Origin of the sequence: Amycolatopsis sp. NBC_00348 (assembly GCF_036114655.1) — a bacterium.
GTDB lineage: Bacteria > Actinomycetota > Actinomycetes > Mycobacteriales > Pseudonocardiaceae > Amycolatopsis.
This window is the reverse complement of the sequence record NZ_CP107994.1, coordinates 8,144,543-8,168,234: the sequence shown is the minus strand read 5'-3', so window position 1 is coordinate 8,168,234 and position 23,692 is coordinate 8,144,543. Positions and strand designations below refer to the sequence as shown.

Genomic DNA, 23,692 nt, shown 5'->3' with positions numbered 1-23,692 from the left:
CTTGGTGAGCGTAATGGTCAGAGCCGGCGCAGGCCGTGCAGCACGCGCTCCATGAGGGCGACCGCCGGCCGGCCGTCGACGCTCACGCGGGTGTCGTGGATGGTCACCAGGCCCTGGTCGGCCATGTCGTCGAGCAGCACCCGGGCGACGCCGAGCGGGACGCTGAGCCGGGCCGCGACCTCGGCGACCGAGAGCGGGTGGTGGCACAGCGTCCGCACCGACCGGAACTCGCCGGACAGCCGGGCGCCGTTCCAGTGCGCGCCGGCCCGCGTCGAGACGAGGGCCTCGATGGCGAGGTGGCGTCGCGACTTCGTGCGGCCGCGGGTGAGGACGTACGGGCGCACGAGCGTCCGCGAGGCGGTGGCGTGGTCCTGGGGCGGGATGACGGGTTCGGCGAAGTCCTCGTCGAGCTCGACGTCGCGGGCGGGCGGCGGCACCGGGGCCGGCTCGCGCACCGCCGGGGCGGGCTGGTCGGCGGCCGGTGCGGCCGGGAACCGGGCACCGACCCGGCCGACCGAGGAGGACGGTCCGGGCAGCGCGACGCGATCCTCGACGTCGTCCGGGAGCGTGTTGAGGGCGTGCCGCCCGGACGACGGGAACCGTGCGCCCACTCGTCCGGTGGTGGTCCGCCGGTCCTCGCCCATCCTTGCCGCCCCCTGATTTTTCACGATCGTCAAAGGTGATCCCGGCGGCTGCGCCGACGTCGGGGAAAGGCCAGGATACGCCGGTTGTCCGGCGGACAGTCCAGGATTTGTCCTCGTCTTGCTCCGCCATTTCGGTGATTTTTGCGATCGCTATTGGGGTAATCGATTGCCTTGAGGAATTCCCAGCTAGTGGACCATGCGAACACTCACCTGGGTACGAACTCGGCGGGCGGTGACAACGAGTAGTGCCACGGACACGACAATCAGCGCGGACTGTTCGAATATCGCGGCGGGTCCGTGTTCGATCGCCGTTTTCAGCCCCAGCCAGCAATAAGTGAGCGTCGCTCCGGCGGCCAGCGGGAACGCGGGCGGCCGCAGCCGCACGACGGCGACCACCGCGGCCGCCTCGATCGCCAGCAGCAGCCCGACGAGCAGCCACGGCAGGCTGTCCACCGACCGGAAGACCAGCTGGAACGCGGTGCTCGCGCCGAGGCCGAGCGCGAACGCGGCCCACGGGCGCCCCGGCGTCGACGACCACGCCGGCGCGCGGAACCGGAACGCGGCGACGGCCAGCGCGACGACGACCAGCGCGGCCCCGGCGAGCTGCGCGGGGTGCGCGACGAAGGGCGCGAAGGCGTAGGTGATGGCGAAGGTCGCGACGGCGCCGACCAGCAGAGACACGCTCCACAGGCTCAGGCCCACCTTCTTCAGCCACGGTTCGCGGCCGAAGAGCGCCTCGGCGATCGCGATCGGCGCGCCGATGCTCCATACGACGTGCAGCGTCAGCACGTAGAGCGTCCACGGGCCACCGATGCCGAGCAGCGGCACGTGCCCGAACGACAGCAGGTCCTGGCCCAGGTAGTGCGGGTTGAACAGCGTCTGCGTCAGCAGGCCCTCTTCGAAGACGCCGAACGCCAGCGCGAGAGTGAGGATGGTGGGCCAGCCGCGTCCGGCGCGTCTCGCGGCTTCGCGGATGAGCAGCGCGGCCGCGCCGTAGAAGGCGACGTAGAGCGCGAACATGCCGAGCTGCTGACCCAGCTCCGGCGGACCGGCGAGGTACTGGTCGGCGAGCAGGAACTCGGCCGTGAACGGGGCGAGCAGCGCCAAGGTGAGTATTCGCATGCCCTCATCGTCGAGCGGCCGCGACGTCGGGACCTGGGCCAACGATCACGGCCCGGCCATGACATCCGTCGTGGCCGGGCCGTGTGCGCGTCAGGCTTCTTCGGACGTCTCCGCGAGCGACGGCGCCCCGAGGGCCACCGGCTTCGGCTCCGGCTTGCGCTTCACCGACTCGAGCAGCATCTGCGCGACGTCGACGATCTCGACCTTCTCGCTCGCGCTGCCGTCGGCCTGCCGGGCCGTGAGGCCGTCGTTCAGCATGACCTTGCAGAACGGGCAGCCCGTCGCGATCTTCGATGGCGCGGTGCCGAGCGCCTCGTCGACGCGCTCGACGTTGATCCGCTTGCCGATCTTCTCTTCCATCCACATCCGCGCGCCGCCGGCGCCGCAGCACATCGACTTGTCGCCGTGCCGCGGCATCTCGCGCAGCTGGGCGCCCGTCGCGCTGACCAGCTCGCGCGGCGCGTCGTAGACCTTGTTGTGGCGGCCGAGGTAACACGGGTCGTGGTAGGTGACGTCCTCGGCGACCGGCGCCACCGGCACCAGCTGCTTCTCCCGCACCAGGCGGTTCAGCAGCTGCGTGTGGTGCACGACGTCGAACTGGCCGCCCAGCTCCGGGTACTCGTTGGCGAGGGTGTTGAAGCAGTGCGCGCAGGTCACGACGACCTTGCGCGTCTTGCGCTCGCGGCCCTCGAACACCGAGTTCAGGATCTCGACGTTCTGCTGCGCCAGCATCTGGAAGAGAAACTCGTTGCCCGCGCGGCGGGCCGGGTCACCGGTGCAGGACTCCTCCGAGCCGAGCACCTTGTACTTGACGTCGGCCATGTGCAGCAGCTCGGCGACCGCCCGCGTCGTCTTCTTCGCGCGGTCCTCGAACGCGCCGGCGCAGCCGACCCAGAACAGGTACTCGGCGTCGCCCATGTCGCCGTCGAACACCGGGACCTCGAAGTCCAGGTCCTCGGTCCAGGCCAGCCGGTCCTTGGCGTTCTGGCCCCACGGGTTGCCCTTGTTCTCCAGGTTCTTGAACATGCCGTTCAGCTCACTGGGGAACGACGACTCGATCATCACCTGGTAGCGGCGCATGTCGACGATGTGGTCGACGTGCTCGATGTCCACCGGGCACTGCTCGACGCAGGCGCCGCAGCTGGTGCAGGACCACAGGACGTCGGGGTCGATGACGCCGTCGTCGTCGCCGATCAGGGCCTTCTGCGACTCGGCGATGGCGAGGACGTCGATGCCCGCGTACATGTTGTCGCCGCTGAGACCCACCTCGTCACCGGCCATGTCGCGCTGGCCGCCGGCCAGCAGGTACGGCGCCTTCGCGTAGGCGTGATCACGCAGCTGCGTGATGAGCAGCTTCGGCGACAGCGGCTTGCCGGTGTTCCACGCGGGGCACTGCTCCTGGCAGCGGCCACACTCGGTGCACGTCGAGAAGTCCAGCCAGCCCTTCCAGCTGAAGTCCTCGATCTTGCCGACGCCGAAGGTGTCCTCGTCCGGGTCGGCTTCCTCGAGGTCGAGGACCTTGCCGCCGCTCATCATCGGCTTGAGCGCGCCGAGGGCGACGCCGCCGTCCTGCTCGCGCTTGAAGTAGATGTTGAAGAACGCGCTGAAGCGGTGCCACGCGATGCCCATGGTCATCGTGCGGGCGACGACGATCAGCCAGACCGTGGCGCTCATCAGCTTGACGAATGCGAAGACCGTGACCAGGTTCGGGCTGGCCGGCAGCAGTTCGCCGAGCGGGTTCGAGACGAAGGCGGCCCAGGTCGGCGTCTCGTGCGCGCCCAGTGCGGCCTTGGCGGCGCGGACGCCGATGATCCCGATGCCCTCGATGAGGACGACGGCCTCGATGAAGTAGGCCCACTTGAAGTTGGAGCCCTGGAAGCGCGACTGGCGGTCGGCGCGGCGCGGGTGGTTGCGCTGGCGGATCGCCATCAGCACCAGGATGCCGACGATCGTGCCGAGCCCGAGCAGCTCCATGAGCAGCTGGAACGGCGGGAAGTCGTCGAGGACCGGCCAGCCCCAGGTCGGCACGAACACCTCGCCGTAGGCCTCGAACAGGGCGAGCGAGCCGAGCAGGAAGCCCCACATGACCAGCCAGTGGGCCGGCCCGACACTGCGCTTCCGGTTCATCCGGGTGTGCGCCGCGAACTCCTTGACCAGCGTCATGAGACGCGGCACGAAGGGCCCGTTGCGGGTCGCGTCGGGCTGGCCGAGGCGGATGACCCGCACGAAGCGGGCGATCGTCGCGGCGAACATGCCCCAGGCGACGAGGCCGAGCAGGACGGAGAGCCCGCCGAGCGTCAGTTGCAGAGCGCCCATCTTTCGGGTGCCTTTCGTCCGGATGGATCAGTGGTGGTGCCGGGAGACTAACCTTCCTTACTGATGAGTAACCCGCTGAGTGGGGCTAAGTCCCACCGATGTGGTGTACGTCGCTCTTTGTTTTGGGACGATCGTTCAGGTAGTTTTCACCCTATGGGTGCGTACCTTCTCCTCGCGCTGGCGATCGCCGCCGAGGTCTCCGCGACGGTCTCCCTGAAGCTCTCCGAGGGCTTCTCGAAACTCGGCCCGTCGATCATCGTGGTGCTCGGGTACGCCGTCGCGTTCGTCGCGCTGTCGTACGTCCTGAAGAAGGGGCTGCCGATCGGCGTCGCGTACGCGATCTGGGCCGCCGCCGGCGTCGCGCTGGTCGCGATCGTCGGCGTCGTGTTCCTCAAGGAACCGGTCAACGCGGCCATGATCGCCGGGCTGGCGCTGGTGATCGGCGGCGTGGTGTTGATCGAGATCGGGAGCGCGGCGTCGTGAAACTGCAGGTCGACGGCCGGAAGGTTCGCGGCGAGAAGCGGCGCGCGGAGATCATCGCGGCGACGCTGCGGGTGATCGAGCGGGACGGCGTCGCGGGCGTCACCCACCGCACGGTCGCGACCGAAGCCGGCGTCCCCACGACGTCCACGACGTACCACTTCTCGTCGCTGGACGACCTCCTGATCGCGACGCTCATTTCGTGCGCCCGCGACATGGCGACCGAGGTCTACTGGATGATCGACCGCGCCCGCTCGCGCGGCAGCCGCGGCGCCGAGGAGGTCGCGGGCCTGCTGGCGGAGGCGTTGGGACCGCGCCGCGGCCGCACGATGGCGGAGTACGAGCTGTACCTGCTCGCGGCCCGCAAGCCCGAGCTGCGCCCGGCCGCGCGGCGCTGGCTGGACGTCCTGACGTCGATGGTCCGCCACGACGACGAGGTGTCCTTCAGGGTCTTCCTGGCCGGCATCGACGGGCTGCTGATCCAGGGCCTGATCGACGACGAGCCGCCGTCCGCCGACGAGCTTCGCCCGGTTGTCGCCTACCTGCTGAAACCCAGGTGATCTAGCGTCGGCGCATGACGACGAAGCAAGAAGCCGCAGAGGCCGTTCTGGCCGCGAAGGTCCGGCTCGGCCTCAGCTGGGCCCAGCTCGCCGAAACCCTGGACGCGCCGCTCGCCTGGACGACGTCCGCGCTGCTCGGCCAGCACCCGGTGCCCGCGGAGATCGCCGCGAAGGCCGCGCAGGTCCTGGAGCTGGACGCCGACGCCGAAGCCGCGTTGCGCCTGCAGCCGACGCGCGGCGCGCTCGACGACGTGGTGCCCACCGACCCGACGATCTACCGCTTCTACGAGGTCCTGCAGGTCTACGGGCCCACGATCAAGGAGCTCATCCACGAGCAGTTCGGCGACGGGATCATGAGCGCGATCAACTTCAAGCTCGACGTCTCGCGCCGGGAAGACCCGGGCGGCGAGCGCGTGGTCGTCACGATGGACGGCAAGTTCCTGAAATATCAGTGGGGCTGAGCCGCCGGTCTTGGGTAGCTTGCCGATCATGCGGACATTCGGCGACTACGAACTCGACGACGACCGGGCGCGGCTGGACCTCGAGGTGGTGTGGAAGTTCCTCTCCGCCGAGGCGTACTGGGGCCGCTGGCGCACCCGCGCGCAGATCGAGGCGGCCGTCGAAGGCTCATGGCGGGTCGTCGGCGCCTACCGCGGCGGCGAGCTGGTCGGCTTCGCCCGCGCGTTCTCCGACGGCGTCTCGTCGGCGTACCTGGCCGACGTGTTCGTAGTGGACTCCGCGCGCGGAACCGGCGTCGGCAAGGAGATCGTCCGCGAGATGATCGACAACGGCCCTGGCGCGGGCTTCCGCTGGATGCTCCACACGGCCGACGCGCACGGGCTGTACCGGCAGTTCGGCTTCGGTGAGCACACGAAGGGCCGCTACCTGGAGCGCGAGGGCGTCAACGCGGAGTCGTTGCGCTGACCCAGATCGGGCCGGTGCCGGTGAACCCGTGCCGCCGGTAGAGCGCGGCGGCCGCGGTGTTGCCGTCGGCGACCCGCAGCGTCACGCGCCGGGGTCCGGCCCAGTCGAGAACGGCGCGGACCAAGGCATTGGACCCGCCTCGACTGCGGCCCGCGAGCATGTTTTCACCGAGCACAAGGAATATCCCGGCCTCGGCGTGGAGAACCGGTGCTCTCGATCGGGGTATCGCCATCGGTGGTGACATGACCGCAGTGTGTCACCGAGGTTCGACAATTTCGCGATACCCCGATCCAGCGCCGTCAGCCCTTGTTCTCGTAGACCGGCGTGAGCACCGCGCGGGCCAGGGTGTGGCCGAACATGTTGAAGCCCAGGAACGCCGGCGTCGAGTCCTCGCCGATCTCCAGCTTGTCGACGTCGAGCGCGTGCACCGCGAAGTAGTAGCGGTGCGGGCCGTGTCCGGGCGGGGGCGCCGCGCCGAGGTACTGCTTGACGCCGCCGTCGCCCTTGAGCGTCACCGCGCCGTCGGGCAGGCCGGAGCCGTCGCCCGCGCCCGAGGCCAGCTCCGTCACCGTCGCCGGGAGGTTGAACGCCGCCCAGTGCCAGAAACCGCTGCCGGTGGGCGCGTCCGGGTCGTAGCAGGTCACGACGAAGCTCTTGGTCTCCGCCGGGAAGCCCTCCCACGCCAGGTGCGGCGAGCGGTCCTCGCCGCCGGCGCCGAAGATGCCGGACAAGTGGGGCGTCGCCAGCGTTTCGCCGTCGGCGACGTCGTTGCTGCGGAGGGTGAAGGACGGCACGTCGGGCAGGGATTCGTACGGGCCGGGTTGCTGCGGCATGGATCCTCCTGATCACGGAACTGGAGACGTCCGCCAGGTTAGGCCCCGGAGCGCGACCCCGCGTGTCAGGGACGGATCTCAGGGTTCTTCGGGGGGTTACCCCCATGTACTGGGTGGTGCCCCGGTCCTAACGTTTTCCGGGCAGAGGGAAACTTCACTGAGGGGACCAAAGACCATGGCGCGCCCGCTTCTGGCTCTGGGTGGTATCGCACTGATCGGCGTCGGCCTGGCGACCGCGTTCGGCTGGGGCTGGGGATCGGACTTCCAGAACGACAACACGCTTTCGCAGACCATTCGCAGCGTGAAGCTCGAAGGCGACTCGGGTGACGTGAAGATCCGCACCGGCACCGGGCCGTCGACCGTGCACCAGGAGATCAACTACCACTGGCGCGGCAACCCGGGCGACACCTTCTACCGCGTCGACGGCGACCAGCTCGTGCTCGGCGACTGCGGGAACAACTGCTCGGTCGACTTCGAGGTCGTCGTGCCCGCCGGCGTGCCGGTCACCGGCAAGGTCGACTCGGGCGGGCTGGACATCGCCGGCGTGGCGAGCGTCGACGTCCAGGCCGACTCCGGGAGCGCCCGCGTCGAAGACGTCTCCGGCGCGGTGAAGCTCCACCTCAGCAGCGGGTCCATCGACCTGCACGACGTCGGCGCGGTGACGGTGCAGAGCGATTCCGGCAGCGTGACCGGGGACGACGTGCGCGGCCCGGTCGACGTCGGCGCCGACAGCGGCCGCGTCGAGTTCACGCTGGCGCAGGCGAACGACGTCAAGGTGCACGCCGACAGCGGCAGCATCGAGCTGACCGTGCCGGGCGGCCCGTACCGCGTCCAGGGCGACAGCGACAGCGGGCACCGCGAGATCGACGTCCCGACCGACGGGTCCGCCGCGCACACGCTCGACCTCAACACCGACAGCGGCAGCGTCACGGTCCGCGCGGCCTGACGCTTCTCTCACACCGACTTTTATTACGACACAGGGGAAATTCCGATGGGCAAGATCGAACGGCGCGTGCTGGCGGCCGCGCTGCTGGGGGCCGTCGCGATGTTCGGCGTCGTGGGTTTCACGCGCGGCGAGAACGCCGAGACGCCGGCGCAGGGGGTGCCGGTCACGGTGGATTCCCACTATCGAGTGACTTCGTGGGACGGCACCGCGGCGGAAACCGTTGCGCTGCAAGAAACTCCGGATTTCTTCTTCTCCGCCTGGACCGGCCGCCGCTCCTGAATTGTCGGGGGCCGCTGTTAGGAAGGGGGCACGCCGAAAGCCGGCGTGCAGGGGGAGGAACCAGATCATGGACATGCGCCGGGTCGTCGCGTTCGCAGCGGCGGTCGTGGTCCTGGCGGCGGTGCCGGCCGTCGCGGAGGCAGCTGTCCTGCCGTGGCACCCGTGTGCCACCCAGCAGGAACCGGCCGCCGAGTGCTCGGTGGTCGACGTGCCGATCGACCGCGCGCAACCAGGCCTGGGTTCGGCGCGGCTCGCGCTGGCCCGGTTGCCGGCGCTCGATCCGGCCCACCGGATCGGCGCGCTGCTGGTGAACCCGGGCGGCCCGGGCGGCTCCGGTGTCGGGTTCGTGCAGTACGGCGGGCTGGCGTCGCCGGACCTCGCGCGGCTGCGCGAGCGGTACGACATCGTCGGCTTCGACCCGCGCGGCGACTGGTTCAGCACGCCGCGGATCACCTGCGACCCGGCGACGCTGTATGACCCGGCGCTGGACCGGTTCCCGGCGACCGGGCCGGGGTTCGCCGCGCTGGTGGCGCACAACCGCGCGGCGGGCCAGGACTGCTTGGCCCGCACCGGGCCGCTGCTGGCGAACGCGGACACGCAGAGCGCGGCCGAGGACATCGAGACGATCCGGGCCGCGCTCGGCGAAGCGAAGATCTCGTGGCTCGGCCTCTCCTACGGCACCGAGCTGGGCGCGGTCTACGCGTCGAAGCACCCGGACCGGGTGCGCACGATGGTGCTCGACGGCGCCGTCGACCACGCCCGGCCGCTGCGCCGGGCGATCCTGGAGGAGGCCGCGGCTACCGAAGACGCGCTGGTCCGGTTCGCGGACTGGTGCCGCGGCTCGGCGGACTGCGCGCTACACGGCCGGGACGTCCTGCGCTTCTACGACGACGTCGTGGCCCGGGCGGGCAGCGGTGCCGTCTGGTCGAGCGAACTGAGGCGGTCCGCGACGGCCGACGAGATCTCGGCGGGCGTCTACAACCACCTCTACATCCGCGAGGAGTGGCCCGCGCTGGGCCGGGCCCTGGCCGCGGCCGGCGGGGAGTTCCCCGACGCCAAGGGCCTGACCGAGCGGAACCAGTTCCTCTCCCCGATCTACGGGGCCTACCGGGCGATCGGCTGCCACGACTTCCCGTCGCCGTTCACCGGCCCGGCGGACATGGGGCTGATGGCCGGGTTGCTCCGCGTCGCGGCGCCGCACAGCTGGCGGTACTCCGAGTACTGGGACTTCACGAGCGGCTGCACCGGCTGGCCGGTCCCGGCGAAGAACCCACCGCAGCCCCACCCGGTGCACGGCGCCCCGCCGATCCTGGTGGTCGGCGGCACCCACGACCCGGCGACGCCACTGGCCTGGGCCCGCGGCCTGGCGGCGAGCATCGACGGCGCGACCCTGCTGACCCGCACCGACGACGGCCACACCGGTCTGTTCAACTCCGCGTGCGTCCGCGCGGCCGAGGTGGACTACCTGGTGAGCGGCCTCACACCCACTCGGGACCAGGTCTGCTGCCGACTCCGGGAACAAGAACCCCGGACCGCTCGTTAGCCACCATGTAAGGTTGAGCGCAGTCGACTCAAGTCCGACTTGACGAGTCGCGTGAAGGCCCGATAGAACTTGCCAGTACCTCGCTCAAGGCGAGGACGAATTTGCAGGTCACGAACCATAGCAGGCATACACAGGAGGAAGCACCATGGCGCGAGCGGTCGGCATCGACCTCGGCACGACCAACTCGGTCGTCGCCGTCCTGGAGGGCGGCGAGCCGACGGTCATCGCCAACTCGGAAGGCTCCCGGACCACCCCGTCGATCGTCGCCTTCGCCAAGAACGGCGAAGTGCTGACCGGTCAGCCGGCGAAGAACCAGGCGGTCACGAACGTCGACCGGACCATCCGGTCCGTGAAGCGGCACGTCGGTACCGACTGGAAGACCGAGATCGACGGCAAGAACTACACGTCGCAGGAGATCAGCGCGCGAGTGCTGATGAAGCTCAAGCGCGACGCCGAGGCGTACCTGGGCGAGACGATCACCGACGCGGTGATCACCGTCCCCGCGTACTTCGAGGACGCGCAGCGGCAGGCCACCAAGGAAGCCGGCCAGATCGCCGGCCTGAACGTGCTCCGCATCGTCAACGAGCCGACCGCCGCCGCGCTGGCGTACGGCCTGGACAAGGGCGAGAAGGAACAGACCATCCTGGTCTTCGACCTCGGTGGCGGCACGTTCGACGTCTCGCTGCTGGAGATCGGCGAGGGCGTCGTCGAGGTCCGCGCGACCTCCGGTGACAACCACCTCGGTGGCGACGACTGGGACGAGCGCATCGTCAAATGGCTGGTCGACAAGTTCAAGGCCACGAACGGCATCGACCTCACCAAGGACAAGATGGCGCTGCAGCGCATCCGTGAGGCTTCCGAGAAGGCGAAGATCGAGCTGTCCAGCTCGAACTCGGCCGGCATCAACCTGCCCTACATCACGGTCGACGCCGACAAGAACCCGCTGTTCCTCGACGAGCAGCTTTCCCGCGCCGAGTTCCAGAAGATCACCTCGGACCTGCTCGAGCGCACCCGCAACCCGTTCAACAACGTGATCCGCGACGCCGGCATCGCCGTCGGCGACATCGACCACGTCGTGCTCGTGGGTGGTTCCACCCGCATGCCGGCTGTGTCGGACCTGGTCAAGGAGCTGACCGGCGGCCGCGAGCCGAACAAGGGCGTGAACCCGGACGAGGTCGTCGCGGTCGGCGCGGCGCTGCAGGCCGGTGTGCTCAAGGGTGAGGTCAAGGACGTCCTGCTGCTGGACGTGACCCCGCTGTCGCTGGGCATCGAGACCAAGGGTGGCGTGTTCACCAAGCTCATCGAGCGCAACACCACGATCCCGACCAAGCGCTCGGAGATCTTCTCCACCGCGGACGACAACCAGCCGTCGGTGCAGATCCAGGTGTTCCAGGGTGAGCGCGAGATCGCGGCGCACAACAAGAAGCTCGGCATGTTCGAGCTGACCGGTCTCCCGCCGGCTCCGCGTGGCGTGCCGCAGATCGAGGTCACCTTCGACATCGACGCCAACGGCATCGTGCACGTCCTGGCGAAGGACCTGGGCACGAACAAGGAACAGTCGATGACGATCACCGGTGGCTCCGCGCTGCCGAAGGACGACATCGAGCGGATGGTCAAGGACGCCGAGGCGCACGCCGAGGAGGACAAGACCCGTCGCGAAGAGGCCGAGACCCGCAACCAGGCGGAGACGCTGGTCTACCAGACCGAGAAGTTCCTCAAGGACAACGACGACAAGCTGCCCGAGGACCTCAAGGGCAAGGTCAAGTCCGCGATCGACGAGTCGAACGAAGCCCTGAAGGGCACCGACTCGGCGAAGATCCGCGAGTCGATCGAGAAGCTGAACACCGCCTCGCAGGAGCTGGGCACCGCCCTGTACGCCAATGCGAACGCCGACGCCGCGGCCGGTGCGGCCGGAGCTTCGGGTGCGGCCGGTGACACCGGCGCGGCCGGTGCTCAGGACAAGGCCGACGACGTGGTGGACGCCGAGATCGTCGAAGAGGACGAGAAGAAGTGACCCACAGCTACGACGAATCCGAGAACCAGGGCCGCGGCCCCGAGGAGCCGGTGGTCGTGCGTGATCGACGTCGCGTGGACCCGCAGACCGGGCAGGTTCGCCCGCCCGGTCCGGCCCACGCGGCGCCGGAGCCCGAGGCGCCCGTGGAACACGCGGGCCCCTCGCTCGGCGAGTCCATCATGGACGATTCGGTGGCCGTGGTCTCCGACGTCGAGAAGGAGCTCTCCGAGCGCACCGCCGACCTCCAGCGCCTGCAGGCCGAGTACGCCAACTACCGCAAGCGCGTCGAGCGTGACCGCGAAGCGGTCGTGATCGGCGCGAAGGCGACGGTGGTCAACGACCTGCTGCCGCTGCTCGACGACCTCGAGCGGGCCGACCAGCACGGTGACCTCACCGGGGCGTTCAAGGCCGTCGGCGACAAGCTGATCAGCGGTCTGCAGCGCGCGGGGCTCGAGTCGTTCGGCAGCGAGGGCGAGCCCTTCGACCCGAGCGTGCACGAAGCCGTGCAGCACAACACCTCGCCGGACGTGGCGGGCCCGACGGTCACCGTGGTCATGCGCCGCGGCTACCGCTTCGGCGACCGCGTGCTGCGGGCGGCGCTGGTCGGCGTGACCGACCACGAGCCCGGCGCGGCCCCGGTGGACCCGCCGGTCGGTGGCGAGCTGCCGCTCGACAGCGGACTCGATGAGCAGCAGCAGTAAGCAGTATCCGGTTCCAGCGGAAGGAGGAGGCGCCCGATGAGTGCTCGGGAATGGATCGGTAAGGACTTCTACCGGGAACTGGGCGTCTCCTCCGACGCCACGGCGGACGAGATCAAGAAGGCCTACCGCAAGCTGGCCAAGGAGAACCACCCGGACGCGAACGCCGGCAACGCGCAGGCGGAGCAGAAGTTCAAGTCGGTCTCCGAGGCCTACGGCGTGCTCTCCGACGCGAGCAAGCGCAAGGAGTACGACGAGGCGCGGCGCTTGTTCGGCGGCTCGGGTGGTGGCGGGTTCAACTTCCCCACCGGCGGCGGTTCCGGCGGCTTCGACATGGGCGACATCTTCGGCCAGGCCGGCGCGGGTGCGGGCCAGCAGGGCGGGATGGGCGGGCTCGGCGACATCCTCGGCGGGCTGTTCGGCCGCGGCCGGTCGTCGGCCGGCGCGACGGCGAACCGGCCGCAGCGCGGTGCCGACGTCGAGACGGACGTCCGGATCGACTTCACCGAGGCGGTCAAGGGCGCGACCCTGCCGCTGCGGTTGTCGAGCCCGGCGACCTGTTCCACGTGCGGCGGCAACGGCGCGAAGCCGGGCACGTCGCCGCGGACCTGCCCGACCTGCAGTGGGTCGGGGCTGGTCAGCCGGAGCCAGGGCGCGTTCGCGTTCTCGGAGCCGTGCCGCGACTGCCGCGGCCGCGGGCAGATCATCGACGACCCGTGCCCCGAGTGCGGCGGCGAAGGCATCAGCACGCGGACCCGCACGCTGACCGTCCGGATCCCGCCGGGCGTCGACGACGACCAGCGCATCCGGCTGGCCGGTCAGGGCGAGCCGGGCCGGGGTGGCGCGCAGGCGGGCGATCTTTACGTCCGGGTGCACGTGGCTCCGCACGCGCTGTTCGGGCGCAAGGCGCTCGACCTGACGATCGCAGTGCCGGTGGACTTCACCGAGCTCACGCTCGGCACCACGATCACGGTGCCGACCCTCGAGGGCAAGGTCTCGCTCAAGGTGCCCCCGGGCACGGCGAGCGGGCGGGTGCTGCGCGTGCGCGGCAAGGGCATCGCGAAGCGCGACGGTGCGCAAGGTGACCTGCTCGTCACCCTGCAAGCGGCGATTCCCGCCAAACTGGACGACAAGGCGCGCGAGGCTCTGCAGTCGTACGCCGAGGCGATGGCCGGGCACGACCCCCGGCCGGAGATCACTGAGCTGCTCGAAGGCAGGTGAGTGGGATGTTCGGCGGGATTCCCCCGGAGGGGGACGAAGAGACCCCGGTGTTCGTCATCTCGGTGGCGGCCCAGCTGGCGGGGATGCACGCGCAGACGTTGCGCACCTACGACCGGCAGGGCCTGGTGTCGCCGGGCCGCACCTCCGGTGGCGGGCGCCGCTACTCGATGCGGGACATCGCGCTGCTGCGCGAGGTCCAGCGGCTGTCGCAGGAAGACGGCGTGAACCTGGCCGGCATCAAGCGCATCATCGAGCTGGAGAACCAGGTCGACGCGCTGCGGGCGAGGCTGTCGGAGATCACCGAGGAACTGGCCGCGGCGTACGCCGCCGGGGAGCAGGCCGCCGCGGCGGCACACGCTTCCTACCGCCGGGACCTGGTCCCGATGAACCAGCAGACCGCGATGGTGGTCTGGCGCCCCAAGCGCCGTTAGTCCGCAAGGTCCGTGAAGGCCTCCTTACCGGCTCTTAAAGCCGGTAAGGAGGCCTTCACGGCTTTCAAGCCCCGGGCGCGTCAGGGCTTGAAGTTCAGCAGCTGCTTCACTTCGGCGCTACGCGACTCGATGACGCGGCGGGCCAGGTCGCGGGCCTGGGCGTTGACGCCGCCGCTCGTGCCGTTCTCCGTCTGGGCCAGCTCGACGGCTCCTTGCTGCTGACCCGTCAGGACGTCCAGGAACTTGCGGCCGAACTCCGTGTCCGGTGCGGTCTTCAGCGTGCCGACCAGGTCCGGGGCGGTCATCTGCATGCCGCCGTGGCCGGCGTGGGCCGCCGGGTTCATGTCCATCGTTTCCGGCTGCTTCCAGCTGCCCAGCCAGCTCTTCATGTCGTTGATCTCGGTCTGCTGCGTCGACTCGATCGCCGCCGCCAGGACCTTCAGGTCCGCAGGCAGCTGCCGCGTCTGTGCCAGGCCGGCGATCTCGATGCCCTGCTGGTTCTGGGGGATCAGCATCTGCAGGAACATCACGTCGGCCGCGTTGTACGCCGGGGCGGCCGCCGTCGCGCCGCTGCCGCATCCGGCCAGCAGCAGCGCGACGGCGACCAGCAGGAACCTCACTGGCGCTGCCAGAGGGCCGGGGTGTTCGGCGGCTCCCAGCCCGCGATCGCCGTGTGCGGCTGGAGGCAGCGGTAGCTCGCGCCGCCGTACGTGACGACGTCACCGGCCTTGTACGCCGTGCCCGCGGCCCACGTTCCGCCGGCCGGCGGGGTCGTCGTCGGGGGCGGGGTCGTGGTGGGCGGCGGGGTCGTGGTCGGGGGCGGCGTGGTGGTGGGCGGCGGGGTCGTCGTGCCGCCACCACCGATCTGGAGGTCGACGCAGCTGTAGAACGCGTTGGACGTGTCGGAGATGTTCCAGATGGCCAGCACCTTCACCCGGCCTGAATAGCCCGAGAGGTTCACCGTGTGCGACAGCGTCGCCGGCGGCTGCTGGTTGTTGCCGGGGAACGTCGCGACGCGGGTGTTGCCGATGTAGTAGTCGTAGCTCGACGTGGCGTGCCGGGCGGTGAACACCCAGTTGAACGTCACCGTCGTGCCGACGGACTTGGCCGGCCACGGCTTCGACTCGTCGGTCAGCTCGGCGAACTGGGACAGCCCGCCGTTGCAGCTGCGCAGGCCCTTCGGGCCCTCGACGCTCTGGGGTTCGTAGACGATCTGCCCGCAGTTCGGCACCTTCCCCGCCGCGCAGTTGGCCTGCCTGCTGGGTGGGTCGGAGATGTAACCGTGGGCACTGGCTGAGGCGGCAGGGAGGACGACCACCAGCACCGGCGCGAGGATCGCACCGGCGGCGGCCGCCAAGAACTTGCGCTTCAAGGTCATTTCGGCTCCTCGAAGGGGGAACGACGTCGTTCCGGAGGGAGGGCGAACGAGCACATCCGGGGGAGATGTGGTCTAGACCATAAGTTGATTCGGGCACAACGGTCAACGAACTACCGCCATTCGGCGGTTTTCCTGCTCCGGTCGGCTCAGCGCGAAGGTCGGTCCAGGTGTTCACCGAAGAAGTCCGTCACCCGGCGCCACGCGTCCTCGGACGCTTCGTGGTGGTAGGTGAAGCCGACGACCTTGAGCAGCAGGTTCAGCGGCGCCGCGACGTCGATCTTGTTGGCGAACCCGTGGCTGGCGCCCGGGTACTCCTTGACGTCGTGCGGGACCTCACGCTCGGTGAGCGCCGTCTCGAGTTTCGCGGCCGCGCCGCGCAGGCCGAAGTCCTTCTGGCCGAAGCTCGCGACGATCGGGCAGGCGTCGTCCAGCACGGACAGGTTCTTCGGCAGCTGGCCGTAGTAGGGCGCGGACGCCTGGAAGCCGCGTGACGCCGCCACGAGCGCGAAGCCGCCGCCCATGCAGAACCCGGCGATGCCGATCCGGCCGCTGCAGTCCGGGCGCGCGGCCAGTAGCGCGCGGGACGCCTCGATGTCGTCGAACGCCTGGCCCCGGTTCGCGAACATGTCCGAGAACACGCGCCGCACGCACCGGCGCATGCCGCCGCGCGAGTACAGGTCGGGGCTGAGGGCCAGGAAGCCCTCGCCGGCGAAGCGGTCGGTGATGTTGCGGGTGTCCTGGCTCAGCCCGAACGCGTCGTGGATGAGCACCACACCCGGGTGCGGCCCCGCTCCCTCGGGTTCCGCCAGGTAACCGCCGATGCCGCCCGAAACCGGAATAGTCGTCTCCATATCGGCGACGATAGCGAGCGATCAGTCGAGCGTGAACGGGTCGTACGATATTCGTTCCAGATCGACGCCCTTGGTCAGCAGTTTCGCAATGGTCGCCTGGATCATCTGCGGAGATCCGGAAACGAGCACGTCGTGGTTCTTCCACGTGCCGCGCTGGGTCACTGCGTGGGCGAGCGTGCCACGGTCGCCGCCGGACAAAGCGCCCTCTTCGGTAACCGGGGTTACCGTAAGCCACTTCGACGTAGCACTCAGCCGTCGCAAATCTTCCAGTGCGTAGAGATCTTCCGGTCTGCGGCCGCCGAAGAACAGGTGCACCGGCGGGTTCCGCTTCCACCGCTGGAGGTCGTCGAGGATGGCGAGCAACGGCGTGAGCCCGGTGCCACCGGCGATCATCAGCAGCCGTTTCTTCGTGGTGCTCGGCCGTACGCTCAGTGCGCCCATCGACGGCCCGAGCCGCCAGACGTCACCCTGCTTGGTGTGGTTGACGATGGCGCCGCTGACCCAGCCGCCCGGCACGGTCCGCACGTGGAAGGTGAGCTGGCCGTCGCCGCGAGGCGCGTTCGCCGGCGAGAGGTACCGCCACAACCGCGGTCGTTGCGGCACCTCCACGCTGACGTAACCGCCGGCGCGGTACGGGAGCAGGCCCTCGGTCTGCACCTTGACCAGCGCGACGTCGCGGGTGAGCTTCCGATGTTCGAGCACGGTCGCCGACCACGACGCCGGCCCGGTCTCGGCCTGGGCGGCCTCGCGCATGGTCTTGGCGATGATCCCGTACGCCGTGGACCACGCGGACTCCACCTCGGGCGTCCACTTGTCCTTGAGGAACCGCTTCAGCGCCGCGAGCAGGGCGATCCCGACGGCGTCGTAGTGACGCGCGACGACCGCGAACTTGCGGTGGTCGCGGCCCAGCTGGCCGAGGAAGGTGACGAGCTCGTCCGGCCGGTCGACCATCTGCACGACGTACACCAGCGCGCGCAGCAGCCTGCTGCGCTGGGTCGTCATGGAGACCGGGAACAGGTCACGGCAATCGGGCGCGACCACGAACAGCGCACCGTAGAAGTACTGCGCGAGTTCGTCGGCTTTCGCCTCGACCACCGCAAAACTTTCCCGGATCAGCCGGGCCATCTCTCGGCCCTCTCCAGCCGAAACGGGAACGGGGGTGGACACGGGCAGGGTGGGGATCTTCACGGATTCAGCAGTCATCGGGAACGGTTTTCTCCAGTCGTGCATGGCTTTGTGGCGCCGTCCACGCGGCACAGCTGTAGCGGTACCGCCCCCGAGGGTTCCCGACTGTAGGCGCATTCCCGTGCAGATGCGCGTGATTCCGCGCGTTCCCCTCGAACGGAGCAATTTCGCCACGCGCGGTCAACCCGGCCTGGCACTGCGTAAAAACGATCACCCGGAAGGATTCACGAAAACCCGTAACAATTGCCGAAGTGCAACCGACTCATTCATCGGACGAGTGCGTCACCATTGTCGGGCGCTAGTCGATCGTGAACGGGTCGTACTGGATCTGGTCCAGCGCGCTGCCCGCGACGAGCATCCGGGAGACGGTCGCCCGGATCATCGCCGGCGAGCCGGAGACGAGGACGTGGTGCCCCGGCCAGGAGCCGTAGCGCGTGACGGCCTCGGCGAGCGTGCCCTGCTCGAACCCGGGGACGTCGCCGCCGCGCTCCACCACCGGCGTCACGTTCAGCCAGGGGTTGATGGAGGCGAGCGCACGCAGTTCTTCGAGGTCGTAGAGGTCCTCGCGGGCCGCGCCGCCGTAGAAGAGGCGCACCTTGGGGTTCTCGCCCCACAGCGCGAGGTGGTCGAGGATCGAGCGCAGCGGCGCGATGCCGGTGCCGCCGGCGATCATCAGCACGTTCCGCGCGGCCTCGCGGTCGACCGCCAGCCGGCCCAGTGGCGGCCCGAGCCGCCAGACGTCGCCGGGCTGCGTGTGGCTGACGATGGCGCGTGAGACCCAGCCGCCGTCGACGGCGCGGACGTGGAACTCGATGCCGCCGTCCTCGCGCGGCGCGTTCGCCGGGGACAGGTAGCGCCACAGCCGTGGCCGCTGCGGTACTTCGACGCTCATGTACTGGCCGGGGTGGTAGGGCACCAGCTGGTCCGGGACGAGCCGCACCAGGGCGAGGTCCCAGGTCAGCCGTCGGTGCTCGACGACGGTGGCGTGCCACGACGGCGGGTTCTGGTCGGCCGCGGCGGCGTCCTGCATGGCGCGCGCGGCGATGGTGAACGCCTCGGCCCAGGCCCGCTCGACCTGGGGCGTCCACTCCCGGCCGAGGTGGTTCTTCAGCGACGCCAGCAGTGCCGTGCCGACGGCTTCGTAGTGCCGGGGCGCCACGCCGAACTTCCGGTGGTCGCGCCCCAGCTGCCGCAGGAACGGCGCCAGGTCGTCGGGCCGGTCGACCATCTGCACGATGTGCACCAGCGCGCGCACCAGCCGGCCGCGCTGGATCTCCATGTTGATCGGGAAGAAGTCACGCGTGGTCGGCGCCAGGGTGAACAGCATCCCGTAGAAGAACTGGGAGATGTCCGCGATGTACGGCTCGGACCTGGCCCAGCTGTCCCGGATGAGCTGGACCATCGCGGTGACGGCCGGGGGTGCCTCGCGCGAGGTCGAGGAGCGGGGGAGCGGGCTGACCGAGTCGGCTGTCATGGGCCGGGGTTCACCGGTCGGGGACGGAGGGAGGACGGCACCCGGTCGGTCACCGCCGGTCCGGGCACGACGACGGCAGTTCCGCGCACAGCCGCCTCCCGGTGTCCATCGCTTCCGCCCAGCCACTCCGCGCACGCTTCGTGCGCGGCCCGTCCGCAGGGTAGCGGCCGGGCGCCCTTTTGCCCGCATTGTTGCTCCGACCGGGTGTATTGCCGCCAGTGTCGGCGTGGGGGACCTCACCGGGCCGATGCTTGCCCTGCGCAAGTGTCCGGCAATAAACTTGTATTGCACAACTAACAGGCAGTACCGGGAGGGCTCCGATGAGTTTCGACGACACCGAGGACGACGTCCGGGTCGAGCTCATGCGTGAGCTGAAAACTGCGTCCCAGCTGCAGCACGCCTGGATCATGCAGGCCTGGCAGGACGCGCCGGGGCTGCACCCCGCGGCCGCGATGCTGCTGTCGGACCTGGCGAAGAACGGTGAGGCGCGGCCGTCCGAGCTGGCGAAACGCCGGTTCGTCGACCTGTCCGTCGTCAGCAGGCAGATCACCCAGCTCTCCGCCGCCGGGCTGATCGACCGCCGTCCCGCGCCCGAGGACGGCCGGGCGACGCTGGTGAGCGTCTCCGAGAAGGGCCGCGCGGAGCTCGCCAACTGGCGGACCAACTACCTCGAGTTCATGGAGCAGGCCCTCGGCGGCTGGGACGACGCCCGCGTCACCGACCTCACCGGGCGGCTCGCGGAGATGAACACCGACCTCCGCCGCGCGCTCGGCAGCGTGGCGTGTCTCGCTGACACGACCAAGTGACGGACGGGCAATCGGTCACACCGCCAGTTGCATTCGGCGTGACCGATTGTCTCCGTTCGGTCCTGACTTCCCGGTGCTGACCAGAGCTAACGTCGATGCGTGACGCGTAGCCGGGTCGCACTGCTGTGCGCGTTGGGGATCGACAACTTCGGCTCAGGTCTGTTTCTCCCGCTCGCCCTGGTCTACGTGACCCAGGTGGTCGGCGTGCCGCTCGCCGTCGCGGGCACCGCGGTCACCCTCGGTACGGTCGGCGGCCTGGTCGTGCCGCCGCTGGCCGGACGGCTGGTGGACCGCGTCGGCCCGCGCGTCGTCGTCATCTGCGCCCAGCTGCTGCAGGCCGCCGGCGCCGGCGCGTACCTGGTGGCCGACGGCGCCGGGGCCGTGGTGTTCGCCGCGGTCCTGCTCGCGGCCGGGCAGCAGCTGTTCTACAGCTGCCTGTTCGTGCTCATCGCCGACGTCGCGGGCGACGTCCCGAAGGATCGGCCGTTCGCCGAGGTGGGGATGGTGCGGGCCGGCTGCTTCGGCCTCGGGGGTCTGGTGGCGGGAGTGCTGCTGACCTGGCAGGGGCTGGCCGGGTACCGGGTCGCGCTCCTGCTGGACGTCGGCACGTTCGTCGTCGCCGCCGGCATCCTCGGCTTCTGCGTCCGGCTCGTGCGACCGCACCAGAAGGACTGCGAGCGGCCCGCGCGGGTGCTGCGCAACCGGCCGTACCTCGCGTTGATCCTGTTCAGCGGCCTGTTCGGGCTCTCGCTCGAGTTCTTCCTGATCGGCACGCCGGTGTTCGTCCTCGACCGGCTGCACGGCCCGGCCTGGCTGCCGGGCGCGATCCTCGCCCTGCTCACCGTGCTGACCAGCGTCGGCGGCACGCTCGCGCTGCGGCTCACGGCGAAGCTGACCCGGATCGGCGCGATGCGGGCCGGCTCGGCGTTGTTCTCCGCGTGGTGCCTGGTCAGCCTGGGCGTGCTGCTCGTCCCCGAAGGCTGGCGGGTGGTCTACCTGCTGGTCTCGACGCTGGTGTTCGCCGCCGGCGACCTGGTCTTCGGGCCGCGCTCGGGGGCGCTCGCCGAGGCCGCGGCACCTCCGGACGCCCGTGGACGTTATCTCGCTGCGTACCAGTACGCGTTCACCATGGCGCAGGTCCTCGCGCCCGCTGTGGTGGCCTTGTTCTCGGTCGCCGACTGGTTACCCTGGGTGCTGGTCGGGGTGTGCGCCGGGCTCGCCGTCGCCGGGCTCGGGACGCTCGCGCCCCGGCTGCCGGCGGACGCGGTCGCACCCGGCCAAAGTTGAGCGGAACAGACTCAAGTCTTCGTGCGTTGTAGAGACTGACGGGCTTCGGTCAGGCCTGTCACCAGGACTTTCTTGTAATCGAGCATGAGGTGAGGGATGGACGCTTTCAACCCGACCACGAAGACCCAGCAGGCGATCTCGTCCGCGGCGCAGGCGGCCACCATGGCCGGCAACCCGCACGTGTCGGCCGCCCACCTGCTGGGCGCCCTGCTGGCGCAGGGTGAGGGGCTGACCGCACCGCTGCTGACCGCGGTCGGGGCCGACCCGGGGGTGGTGCACAAGGAGCTCGAGCCGATCACCGCGGCGCTGCCGTCGGCGACCGGCGCGACCGTGTCGAGCCCGCAGTTCGACACCTTCGCCGTGAAGTCGCTGACGCACGCGCAGAAGCTGGCGACCGAGCTGGGCGACGAGTACGTCTCGACCGAGCACCTGCTGGTCGGGCTGGCCACCGAGGGCGGCCAGGTGGCCGACCTGCTCAAGCGGCACGGCGCCACCCCGGACGCGCTGCGGGAGGCGTTCGCCAAGGTCCGCGGCTCCGCCCGGATCACCAGCGCGGACCCGGAGAGCACGTTCAAGGCGCTGGAGAAGTACGGCGTCGACCTGACCGCGCGCGCCCGCGCCGGCGAGCTCGACCCGGTCATCGGCCGGGACACCGAGATCCGCCGCGTCGTGCAGGTGCTGTCGCGGCGCACGAAGAACAATCCGGTCCTGATCGGCGAGCCGGGCGTCGGCAAGACGGCGATCGTCGAGGGCCTGGCCCAGCGCATCATCGCCGGCGACGTCCCCGAGTCGCTGCGCGGCAAGCGCGTCATCGCCCTCGACCTCGGGTCGATGGTGGCCGGCGCGAAGTTCCGCGGCGAGTTCGAGGAGCGGCTGAAGGCCGTGCTCAAGGAGATCACCGACTCCGCGGGCGAGGTCGTCACCTTCATCGACGAGCTGCACACCATCGTCGGCGCCGGCGCGACCGGCGAGGGCGCGATGGACGCGGGCAACATGATCAAGCCGATGCTCGCCCGCGGTGAGCTGCGGATGGTCGGCGCGACCACGCTCGACGAGTACCGCCAGCACATCGAGAAGGACGCCGCCCTGGAGCGGCGCTTCCAGCAGGTGCTGGTCGGCGAGCCGTCGCCGGAGGACACCATCGCGATCCTTCGCGGGCTGAAGGAGCGCTACGAGGTGCACCACGGCGTCCGGATCACGGACGCCGCGCTGGTCGCCGCGGCGACGCTGTCCGATCGCTACATCACCGCGCGCTTCCTGCCGGACAAGGCCATCGACCTGGTCGACGAGGCCGCGTCCAAGCTGCGCATGGAGATCGACTCGCGGCCGGTGGAGATCGACGAGGTCGAACGCGCTGTGCGCCGACTCGAGATCGAGGAGATGGCGCTCGCCAAGGAGAGCGACGCGGCTTCGAAGGACCGGCTCAGCGCGTTGCGCGCCGAGCTGGCCGAGAAGCGCGAGACGCTGACCGCGTTGACCGCGCGCTGGCAGAACGAGAAGGGCTCCATCGAGAAGGTCCGCGAGCTCAAGGAGCAGCTGGAGCAGCTGCGCGGCGAGTCCGAGCGCGCCGAGCGCGACGGTGACCTGGGCAAGGCCGCCGAGCTGCGCTACGGCCGGATCCCGGCGCTGGAGAAGGAGTTCGAGGCCGCGACGGCCGCGAACGAGGCGAGCCAGCAGAACGTGATGCTCAAGGAAGAGGTCGGCGCCGACGACGTCGCGGACGTCGTGGCCGCGTGGACCGGCATCCCGGCGGGACGGCTGCTCGAGGGCGAGACCGGCAAGCTGCTCCGGATGGAAGAGGAGCTGGGCCGGCGGGTCATCGGGCAGCCCGAAGCCGTGCAGGTCGTGGCGGACGCGGTGCGCCGCGCCCGGGCCGGCGTCGCCGACCCGGACCGGCCGACCGGGTCGTTCCTGTTCCTCGGCCCGACCGGCGTCGGCAAGACCGAGCTGGCCAAGGCGCTGGCGGAGTTCCTCTTCGACGACGAGCGGGCGATCCAGCGGATCGACATGAGCGAGTACGCCGAGAAGCACTCGGTGGCGCGCCTGGTCGGCGCCCCGCCGGGGTACGTCGGGTACGACCAGGGCGGGCAGCTGACCGAAGCCGTCCGGCGCCGGCCGTACTCGGTGGTGCTGCTCGACGAGGTCGAGAAGGCCCACCCGGACGTCTTCGACGTGCTGCTGCAGGTCCTCGACGACGGGCGGCTGACCGACGGCCAGGGCCGGACGGTCGACTTCCGGAACACCATCCTGATCCTGACCTCGAACCTCGGTTCGCAGGCCATCGCCGACCCGAACCTGGACGAACGCCGGCGGCGGGACGCGGTGCTGGACGTGGTGCAGCGGCAGTTCAAGCCGGAGTTCCTCAACCGGCTCGACGACATCGTCGTGTTCCACTCGCTCGGCACCGAGCAGCTGACGTCCATTGTGGACATCCAGGTGGCCCGGCTGGCCGCGCGGCTGGCCCAGCGCCGGCTGCACCTGGAGGTCACCGACGGCGCCCGCGAGTGGCTCGCCCTCAACGGCTTCGACCCGATCTACGGCGCCCGCCCGCTGCGGCGGCTGGTCCAGTCGGCGATCGGCGACAAGCTCGCGAAGGAACTGCTGTCGGGCGAGGTCCGCGACGGCGACACGGTCCGGGTCGACATCCCGGACATCGAGGCGGGCAACGCGCTGACGGTGACCCGCGTCTGATCCGCCACT

24 protein-coding genes are annotated in these 23,692 nt (G+C 70.0%); 14 read left to right on the top strand and 10 right to left on the bottom strand.

Going from position 1 to position 23,692, the window contains the following annotated elements; genetic code table 11:
* Positions 1-17: 17 nt before the first annotated feature.
* The 3 genes from OHS58_RS36235 to OHS58_RS36225 form a co-directional block, all read right to left on the bottom strand.
* A complete protein-coding gene (locus tag OHS58_RS36235; RefSeq protein ID WP_328645432.1) occupies positions 18-611 on the bottom strand; it encodes a DUF742 domain-containing protein in 594 nt (197 codons plus the stop codon).
* A gap of 219 nt (positions 612-830) precedes the next feature.
* Entirely contained in the window at positions 831-1,766 is a 936-nt protein-coding gene (locus tag OHS58_RS36230) for a hypothetical protein (RefSeq protein WP_328645431.1), read from the bottom strand.
* Between the two features lie 90 nt (positions 1,767-1,856).
* Positions 1,857-4,082: a (Fe-S)-binding protein gene (locus tag OHS58_RS36225; protein ID WP_328645430.1), complete on the bottom strand. Its 2,226-nt coding sequence runs from the start codon at positions 4,080-4,082 to the stop codon at positions 1,857-1,859.
* Between the two features lie 153 nt (positions 4,083-4,235).
* Between OHS58_RS36225 and OHS58_RS36220 the strand changes: the two genes are divergently transcribed.
* From OHS58_RS36220 to OHS58_RS36205, 4 genes are read left to right on the top strand one after another with little or no spacing between them, the layout of a single operon-like run.
* Positions 4,236-4,565 carry a DMT family transporter gene (locus tag OHS58_RS36220; protein ID WP_326945270.1) on the top strand — a complete coding sequence of 110 codons (330 nt, stop codon included), beginning with the start codon at positions 4,236-4,238 and terminating at the stop codon, positions 4,563-4,565.
* Positions 4,562-5,122: a TetR/AcrR family transcriptional regulator gene (locus OHS58_RS36215; protein WP_247059375.1), complete on the top strand. Its 561-nt coding sequence runs from the start codon at positions 4,562-4,564 to the stop codon at positions 5,120-5,122. The genes OHS58_RS36220 and OHS58_RS36215 overlap by 4 nt, the downstream gene beginning before the upstream one ends.
* A gap of 14 nt (positions 5,123-5,136) precedes the next feature.
* Positions 5,137-5,583, top strand: coding sequence for a cyanase (gene cynS / locus OHS58_RS36210; protein ID WP_326945268.1), 447 nt, complete (start codon positions 5,137-5,139; stop codon positions 5,581-5,583).
* A gap of 28 nt (positions 5,584-5,611) precedes the next feature.
* Complete coding sequence (locus OHS58_RS36205) at positions 5,612-6,046, top strand: GNAT family N-acetyltransferase (protein WP_247059372.1); 435 nt, start codon at positions 5,612-5,614, stop codon at positions 6,044-6,046.
* Here the strand turns inward: OHS58_RS36205 and OHS58_RS36200 are convergent.
* Positions 6,024-6,206, bottom strand: a complete 183-nt coding sequence (locus OHS58_RS36200; RefSeq protein WP_328645429.1) for a GNAT family N-acetyltransferase — start codon at positions 6,204-6,206, stop codon at positions 6,024-6,026. The two genes, OHS58_RS36205 and OHS58_RS36200, sit on opposite strands and share 23 nt — an antisense overlap.
* A gap of 139 nt (positions 6,207-6,345) precedes the next feature.
* Positions 6,346-6,879: a YbhB/YbcL family Raf kinase inhibitor-like protein gene (locus OHS58_RS36195; protein WP_247059371.1), complete on the bottom strand. Its 534-nt coding sequence runs from the start codon at positions 6,877-6,879 to the stop codon at positions 6,346-6,348.
* A gap of 175 nt (positions 6,880-7,054) precedes the next feature.
* On the opposite strand from OHS58_RS36195, the gene OHS58_RS36190 reads away from it, so the two are divergent.
* From OHS58_RS36190 to OHS58_RS36160, 7 genes are all read left to right on the top strand, one after another.
* On the top strand, positions 7,055-7,825 hold the full coding sequence (locus tag OHS58_RS36190) for a DUF4097 family beta strand repeat-containing protein (RefSeq protein WP_326945265.1): 771 nt from the start codon (positions 7,055-7,057) through the stop codon (positions 7,823-7,825).
* Between the two features lie 45 nt (positions 7,826-7,870).
* Entirely contained in the window at positions 7,871-8,104 is a 234-nt protein-coding gene (locus OHS58_RS36185) for a hypothetical protein (protein WP_328645428.1), read from the top strand.
* A gap of 67 nt (positions 8,105-8,171) precedes the next feature.
* The gene (locus OHS58_RS36180; RefSeq protein WP_328645427.1) at positions 8,172-9,647 is read left to right on the top strand and encodes an alpha/beta hydrolase; all 1,476 of its coding nucleotides are present in this window, start codon (positions 8,172-8,174) and stop codon (positions 9,645-9,647) included.
* Positions 9,648-9,792: 145 nt separating this feature from the next.
* Complete coding sequence (gene dnaK, locus OHS58_RS36175) at positions 9,793-11,661, top strand: molecular chaperone DnaK (RefSeq protein WP_326945262.1); 1,869 nt, start codon at positions 9,793-9,795, stop codon at positions 11,659-11,661.
* The gene (gene grpE / locus OHS58_RS36170; RefSeq protein WP_326945261.1) at positions 11,658-12,362 is read left to right on the top strand and encodes a nucleotide exchange factor GrpE; all 705 of its coding nucleotides are present in this window, start codon (positions 11,658-11,660) and stop codon (positions 12,360-12,362) included. The genes dnaK and grpE overlap by 4 nt, the downstream gene beginning before the upstream one ends.
* A gap of 36 nt (positions 12,363-12,398) precedes the next feature.
* Positions 12,399-13,580 (top strand): molecular chaperone DnaJ, encoded by a 1,182-nt coding sequence (gene dnaJ, locus OHS58_RS36165; protein ID WP_326945260.1) that lies wholly within the window; start codon positions 12,399-12,401, stop codon positions 13,578-13,580.
* A 5-nt stretch (positions 13,581-13,585) separates the two neighbouring features.
* Positions 13,586-14,011 (top strand): heat shock protein transcriptional repressor HspR, encoded by a 426-nt coding sequence (locus tag OHS58_RS36160; protein WP_247059360.1) that lies wholly within the window; start codon positions 13,586-13,588, stop codon positions 14,009-14,011.
* An 80-nt stretch (positions 14,012-14,091) separates the two neighbouring features.
* Here the strand turns inward: OHS58_RS36160 and OHS58_RS36155 are convergent, their stop codons facing one another.
* The 5 genes from OHS58_RS36155 to OHS58_RS36135 form a co-directional block, all read right to left on the bottom strand.
* Entirely contained in the window at positions 14,092-14,631 is a 540-nt protein-coding gene (locus OHS58_RS36155) for a DUF305 domain-containing protein (protein ID WP_328645426.1), read from the bottom strand.
* Positions 14,628-15,389, bottom strand: a complete 762-nt coding sequence (locus OHS58_RS36150; protein WP_328645425.1) for a lytic polysaccharide monooxygenase — start codon at positions 15,387-15,389, stop codon at positions 14,628-14,630. The genes OHS58_RS36155 and OHS58_RS36150 overlap by 4 nt, the downstream gene beginning before the upstream one ends.
* 146 nt (positions 15,390-15,535) lie before the next feature.
* Entirely contained in the window at positions 15,536-16,240 is a 705-nt protein-coding gene (locus tag OHS58_RS36145; protein WP_326956564.1) for a dienelactone hydrolase family protein, read from the bottom strand.
* Between the two features lie 21 nt (positions 16,241-16,261).
* Complete coding sequence (locus OHS58_RS36140; protein WP_247059355.1) at positions 16,262-17,365, bottom strand: globin domain-containing protein; 1,104 nt, start codon at positions 17,363-17,365, stop codon at positions 16,262-16,264.
* 358 nt (positions 17,366-17,723) lie between these two features.
* Positions 17,724-18,899 carry a globin domain-containing protein gene (locus tag OHS58_RS36135; protein ID WP_247059354.1) on the bottom strand — a complete coding sequence of 392 codons (1,176 nt, stop codon included), beginning with the start codon at positions 18,897-18,899 and terminating at the stop codon, positions 17,724-17,726.
* Positions 18,900-19,219: 320 nt separating this feature from the next.
* On the opposite strand from OHS58_RS36135, the gene OHS58_RS36130 reads away from it, so the two are divergent.
* The 3 genes from OHS58_RS36130 (at position 19,220) to clpB (ending at position 23,683) form a co-directional block, all read left to right on the top strand.
* Complete coding sequence (locus tag OHS58_RS36130) at positions 19,220-19,705, top strand: MarR family winged helix-turn-helix transcriptional regulator (protein WP_326945256.1); 486 nt, start codon at positions 19,220-19,222, stop codon at positions 19,703-19,705.
* A 99-nt stretch (positions 19,706-19,804) separates the two neighbouring features.
* On the top strand, positions 19,805-20,992 hold the full coding sequence (locus tag OHS58_RS36125) for an MFS transporter (protein ID WP_328645424.1): 1,188 nt from the start codon (positions 19,805-19,807) through the stop codon (positions 20,990-20,992).
* Between the two features lie 96 nt (positions 20,993-21,088).
* Positions 21,089-23,683, top strand: coding sequence for an ATP-dependent chaperone ClpB (gene clpB, locus OHS58_RS36120; RefSeq protein ID WP_328645423.1), 2,595 nt, complete (start codon positions 21,089-21,091; stop codon positions 23,681-23,683).
* The last annotated feature ends 9 nt before the right edge of the window (positions 23,684-23,692 follow it).

Excerpts from the sequence above, each read along its gene's own strand:
- OHS58_RS36225 (WP_328645430.1), bottom strand. The coding sequence starts at position 4,082 with ATGGGCGCTCTGCAACTGACGCTCGGCGGGCTCTCCGTCCTGCTCGGC.
- OHS58_RS36130 (WP_326945256.1), top strand. The coding sequence starts at position 19,220 with ATGAGTTTCGACGACACCGAGGACGACGTCCGGGTCGAGCTCATGCGT.
- OHS58_RS36185 (WP_328645428.1), top strand. The coding sequence starts at position 7,871 with ATGGGCAAGATCGAACGGCGCGTGCTGGCGGCCGCGCTGCTGGGGGCC.
- cynS (WP_326945268.1), top strand. The coding sequence starts at position 5,137 with ATGACGACGAAGCAAGAAGCCGCAGAGGCCGTTCTGGCCGCGAAGGTC.
- OHS58_RS36195 (WP_247059371.1), bottom strand. The coding sequence starts at position 6,879 with ATGCCGCAGCAACCCGGCCCGTACGAATCCCTGCCCGACGTGCCGTCC.
- clpB (WP_328645423.1), top strand. The coding sequence starts at position 21,089 with ATGGACGCTTTCAACCCGACCACGAAGACCCAGCAGGCGATCTCGTCC.
- OHS58_RS36220 (WP_326945270.1), top strand. The coding sequence starts at position 4,236 with ATGGGTGCGTACCTTCTCCTCGCGCTGGCGATCGCCGCCGAGGTCTCC.
- OHS58_RS36145 (WP_326956564.1), bottom strand. The coding sequence starts at position 16,240 with ATGGAGACGACTATTCCGGTTTCGGGCGGCATCGGCGGTTACCTGGCG.
- OHS58_RS36205 (WP_247059372.1), top strand. The coding sequence starts at position 5,612 with ATGCGGACATTCGGCGACTACGAACTCGACGACGACCGGGCGCGGCTG.
- OHS58_RS36160 (WP_247059360.1), top strand. The coding sequence starts at position 13,586 with ATGTTCGGCGGGATTCCCCCGGAGGGGGACGAAGAGACCCCGGTGTTC.
- dnaK (WP_326945262.1), top strand. The coding sequence starts at position 9,793 with ATGGCGCGAGCGGTCGGCATCGACCTCGGCACGACCAACTCGGTCGTC.
- OHS58_RS36150 (WP_328645425.1), bottom strand. The coding sequence starts at position 15,389 with ATGACCTTGAAGCGCAAGTTCTTGGCGGCCGCCGCCGGTGCGATCCTC.
- OHS58_RS36200 (WP_328645429.1), bottom strand. The coding sequence starts at position 6,206 with ATGCTCGCGGGCCGCAGTCGAGGCGGGTCCAATGCCTTGGTCCGCGCC.
- OHS58_RS36140 (WP_247059355.1), bottom strand. The coding sequence starts at position 17,365 with ATGGCCCGGCTGATCCGGGAAAGTTTTGCGGTGGTCGAGGCGAAAGCC.
- dnaJ (WP_326945260.1), top strand. The coding sequence starts at position 12,399 with ATGAGTGCTCGGGAATGGATCGGTAAGGACTTCTACCGGGAACTGGGC.
- OHS58_RS36180 (WP_328645427.1), top strand. The coding sequence starts at position 8,172 with ATGGACATGCGCCGGGTCGTCGCGTTCGCAGCGGCGGTCGTGGTCCTG.
- OHS58_RS36190 (WP_326945265.1), top strand. The coding sequence starts at position 7,055 with ATGGCGCGCCCGCTTCTGGCTCTGGGTGGTATCGCACTGATCGGCGTC.
- OHS58_RS36230 (WP_328645431.1), bottom strand. The coding sequence starts at position 1,766 with ATGCGAATACTCACCTTGGCGCTGCTCGCCCCGTTCACGGCCGAGTTC.
- OHS58_RS36135 (WP_247059354.1), bottom strand. The coding sequence starts at position 18,899 with ATGACAGCCGACTCGGTCAGCCCGCTCCCCCGCTCCTCGACCTCGCGC.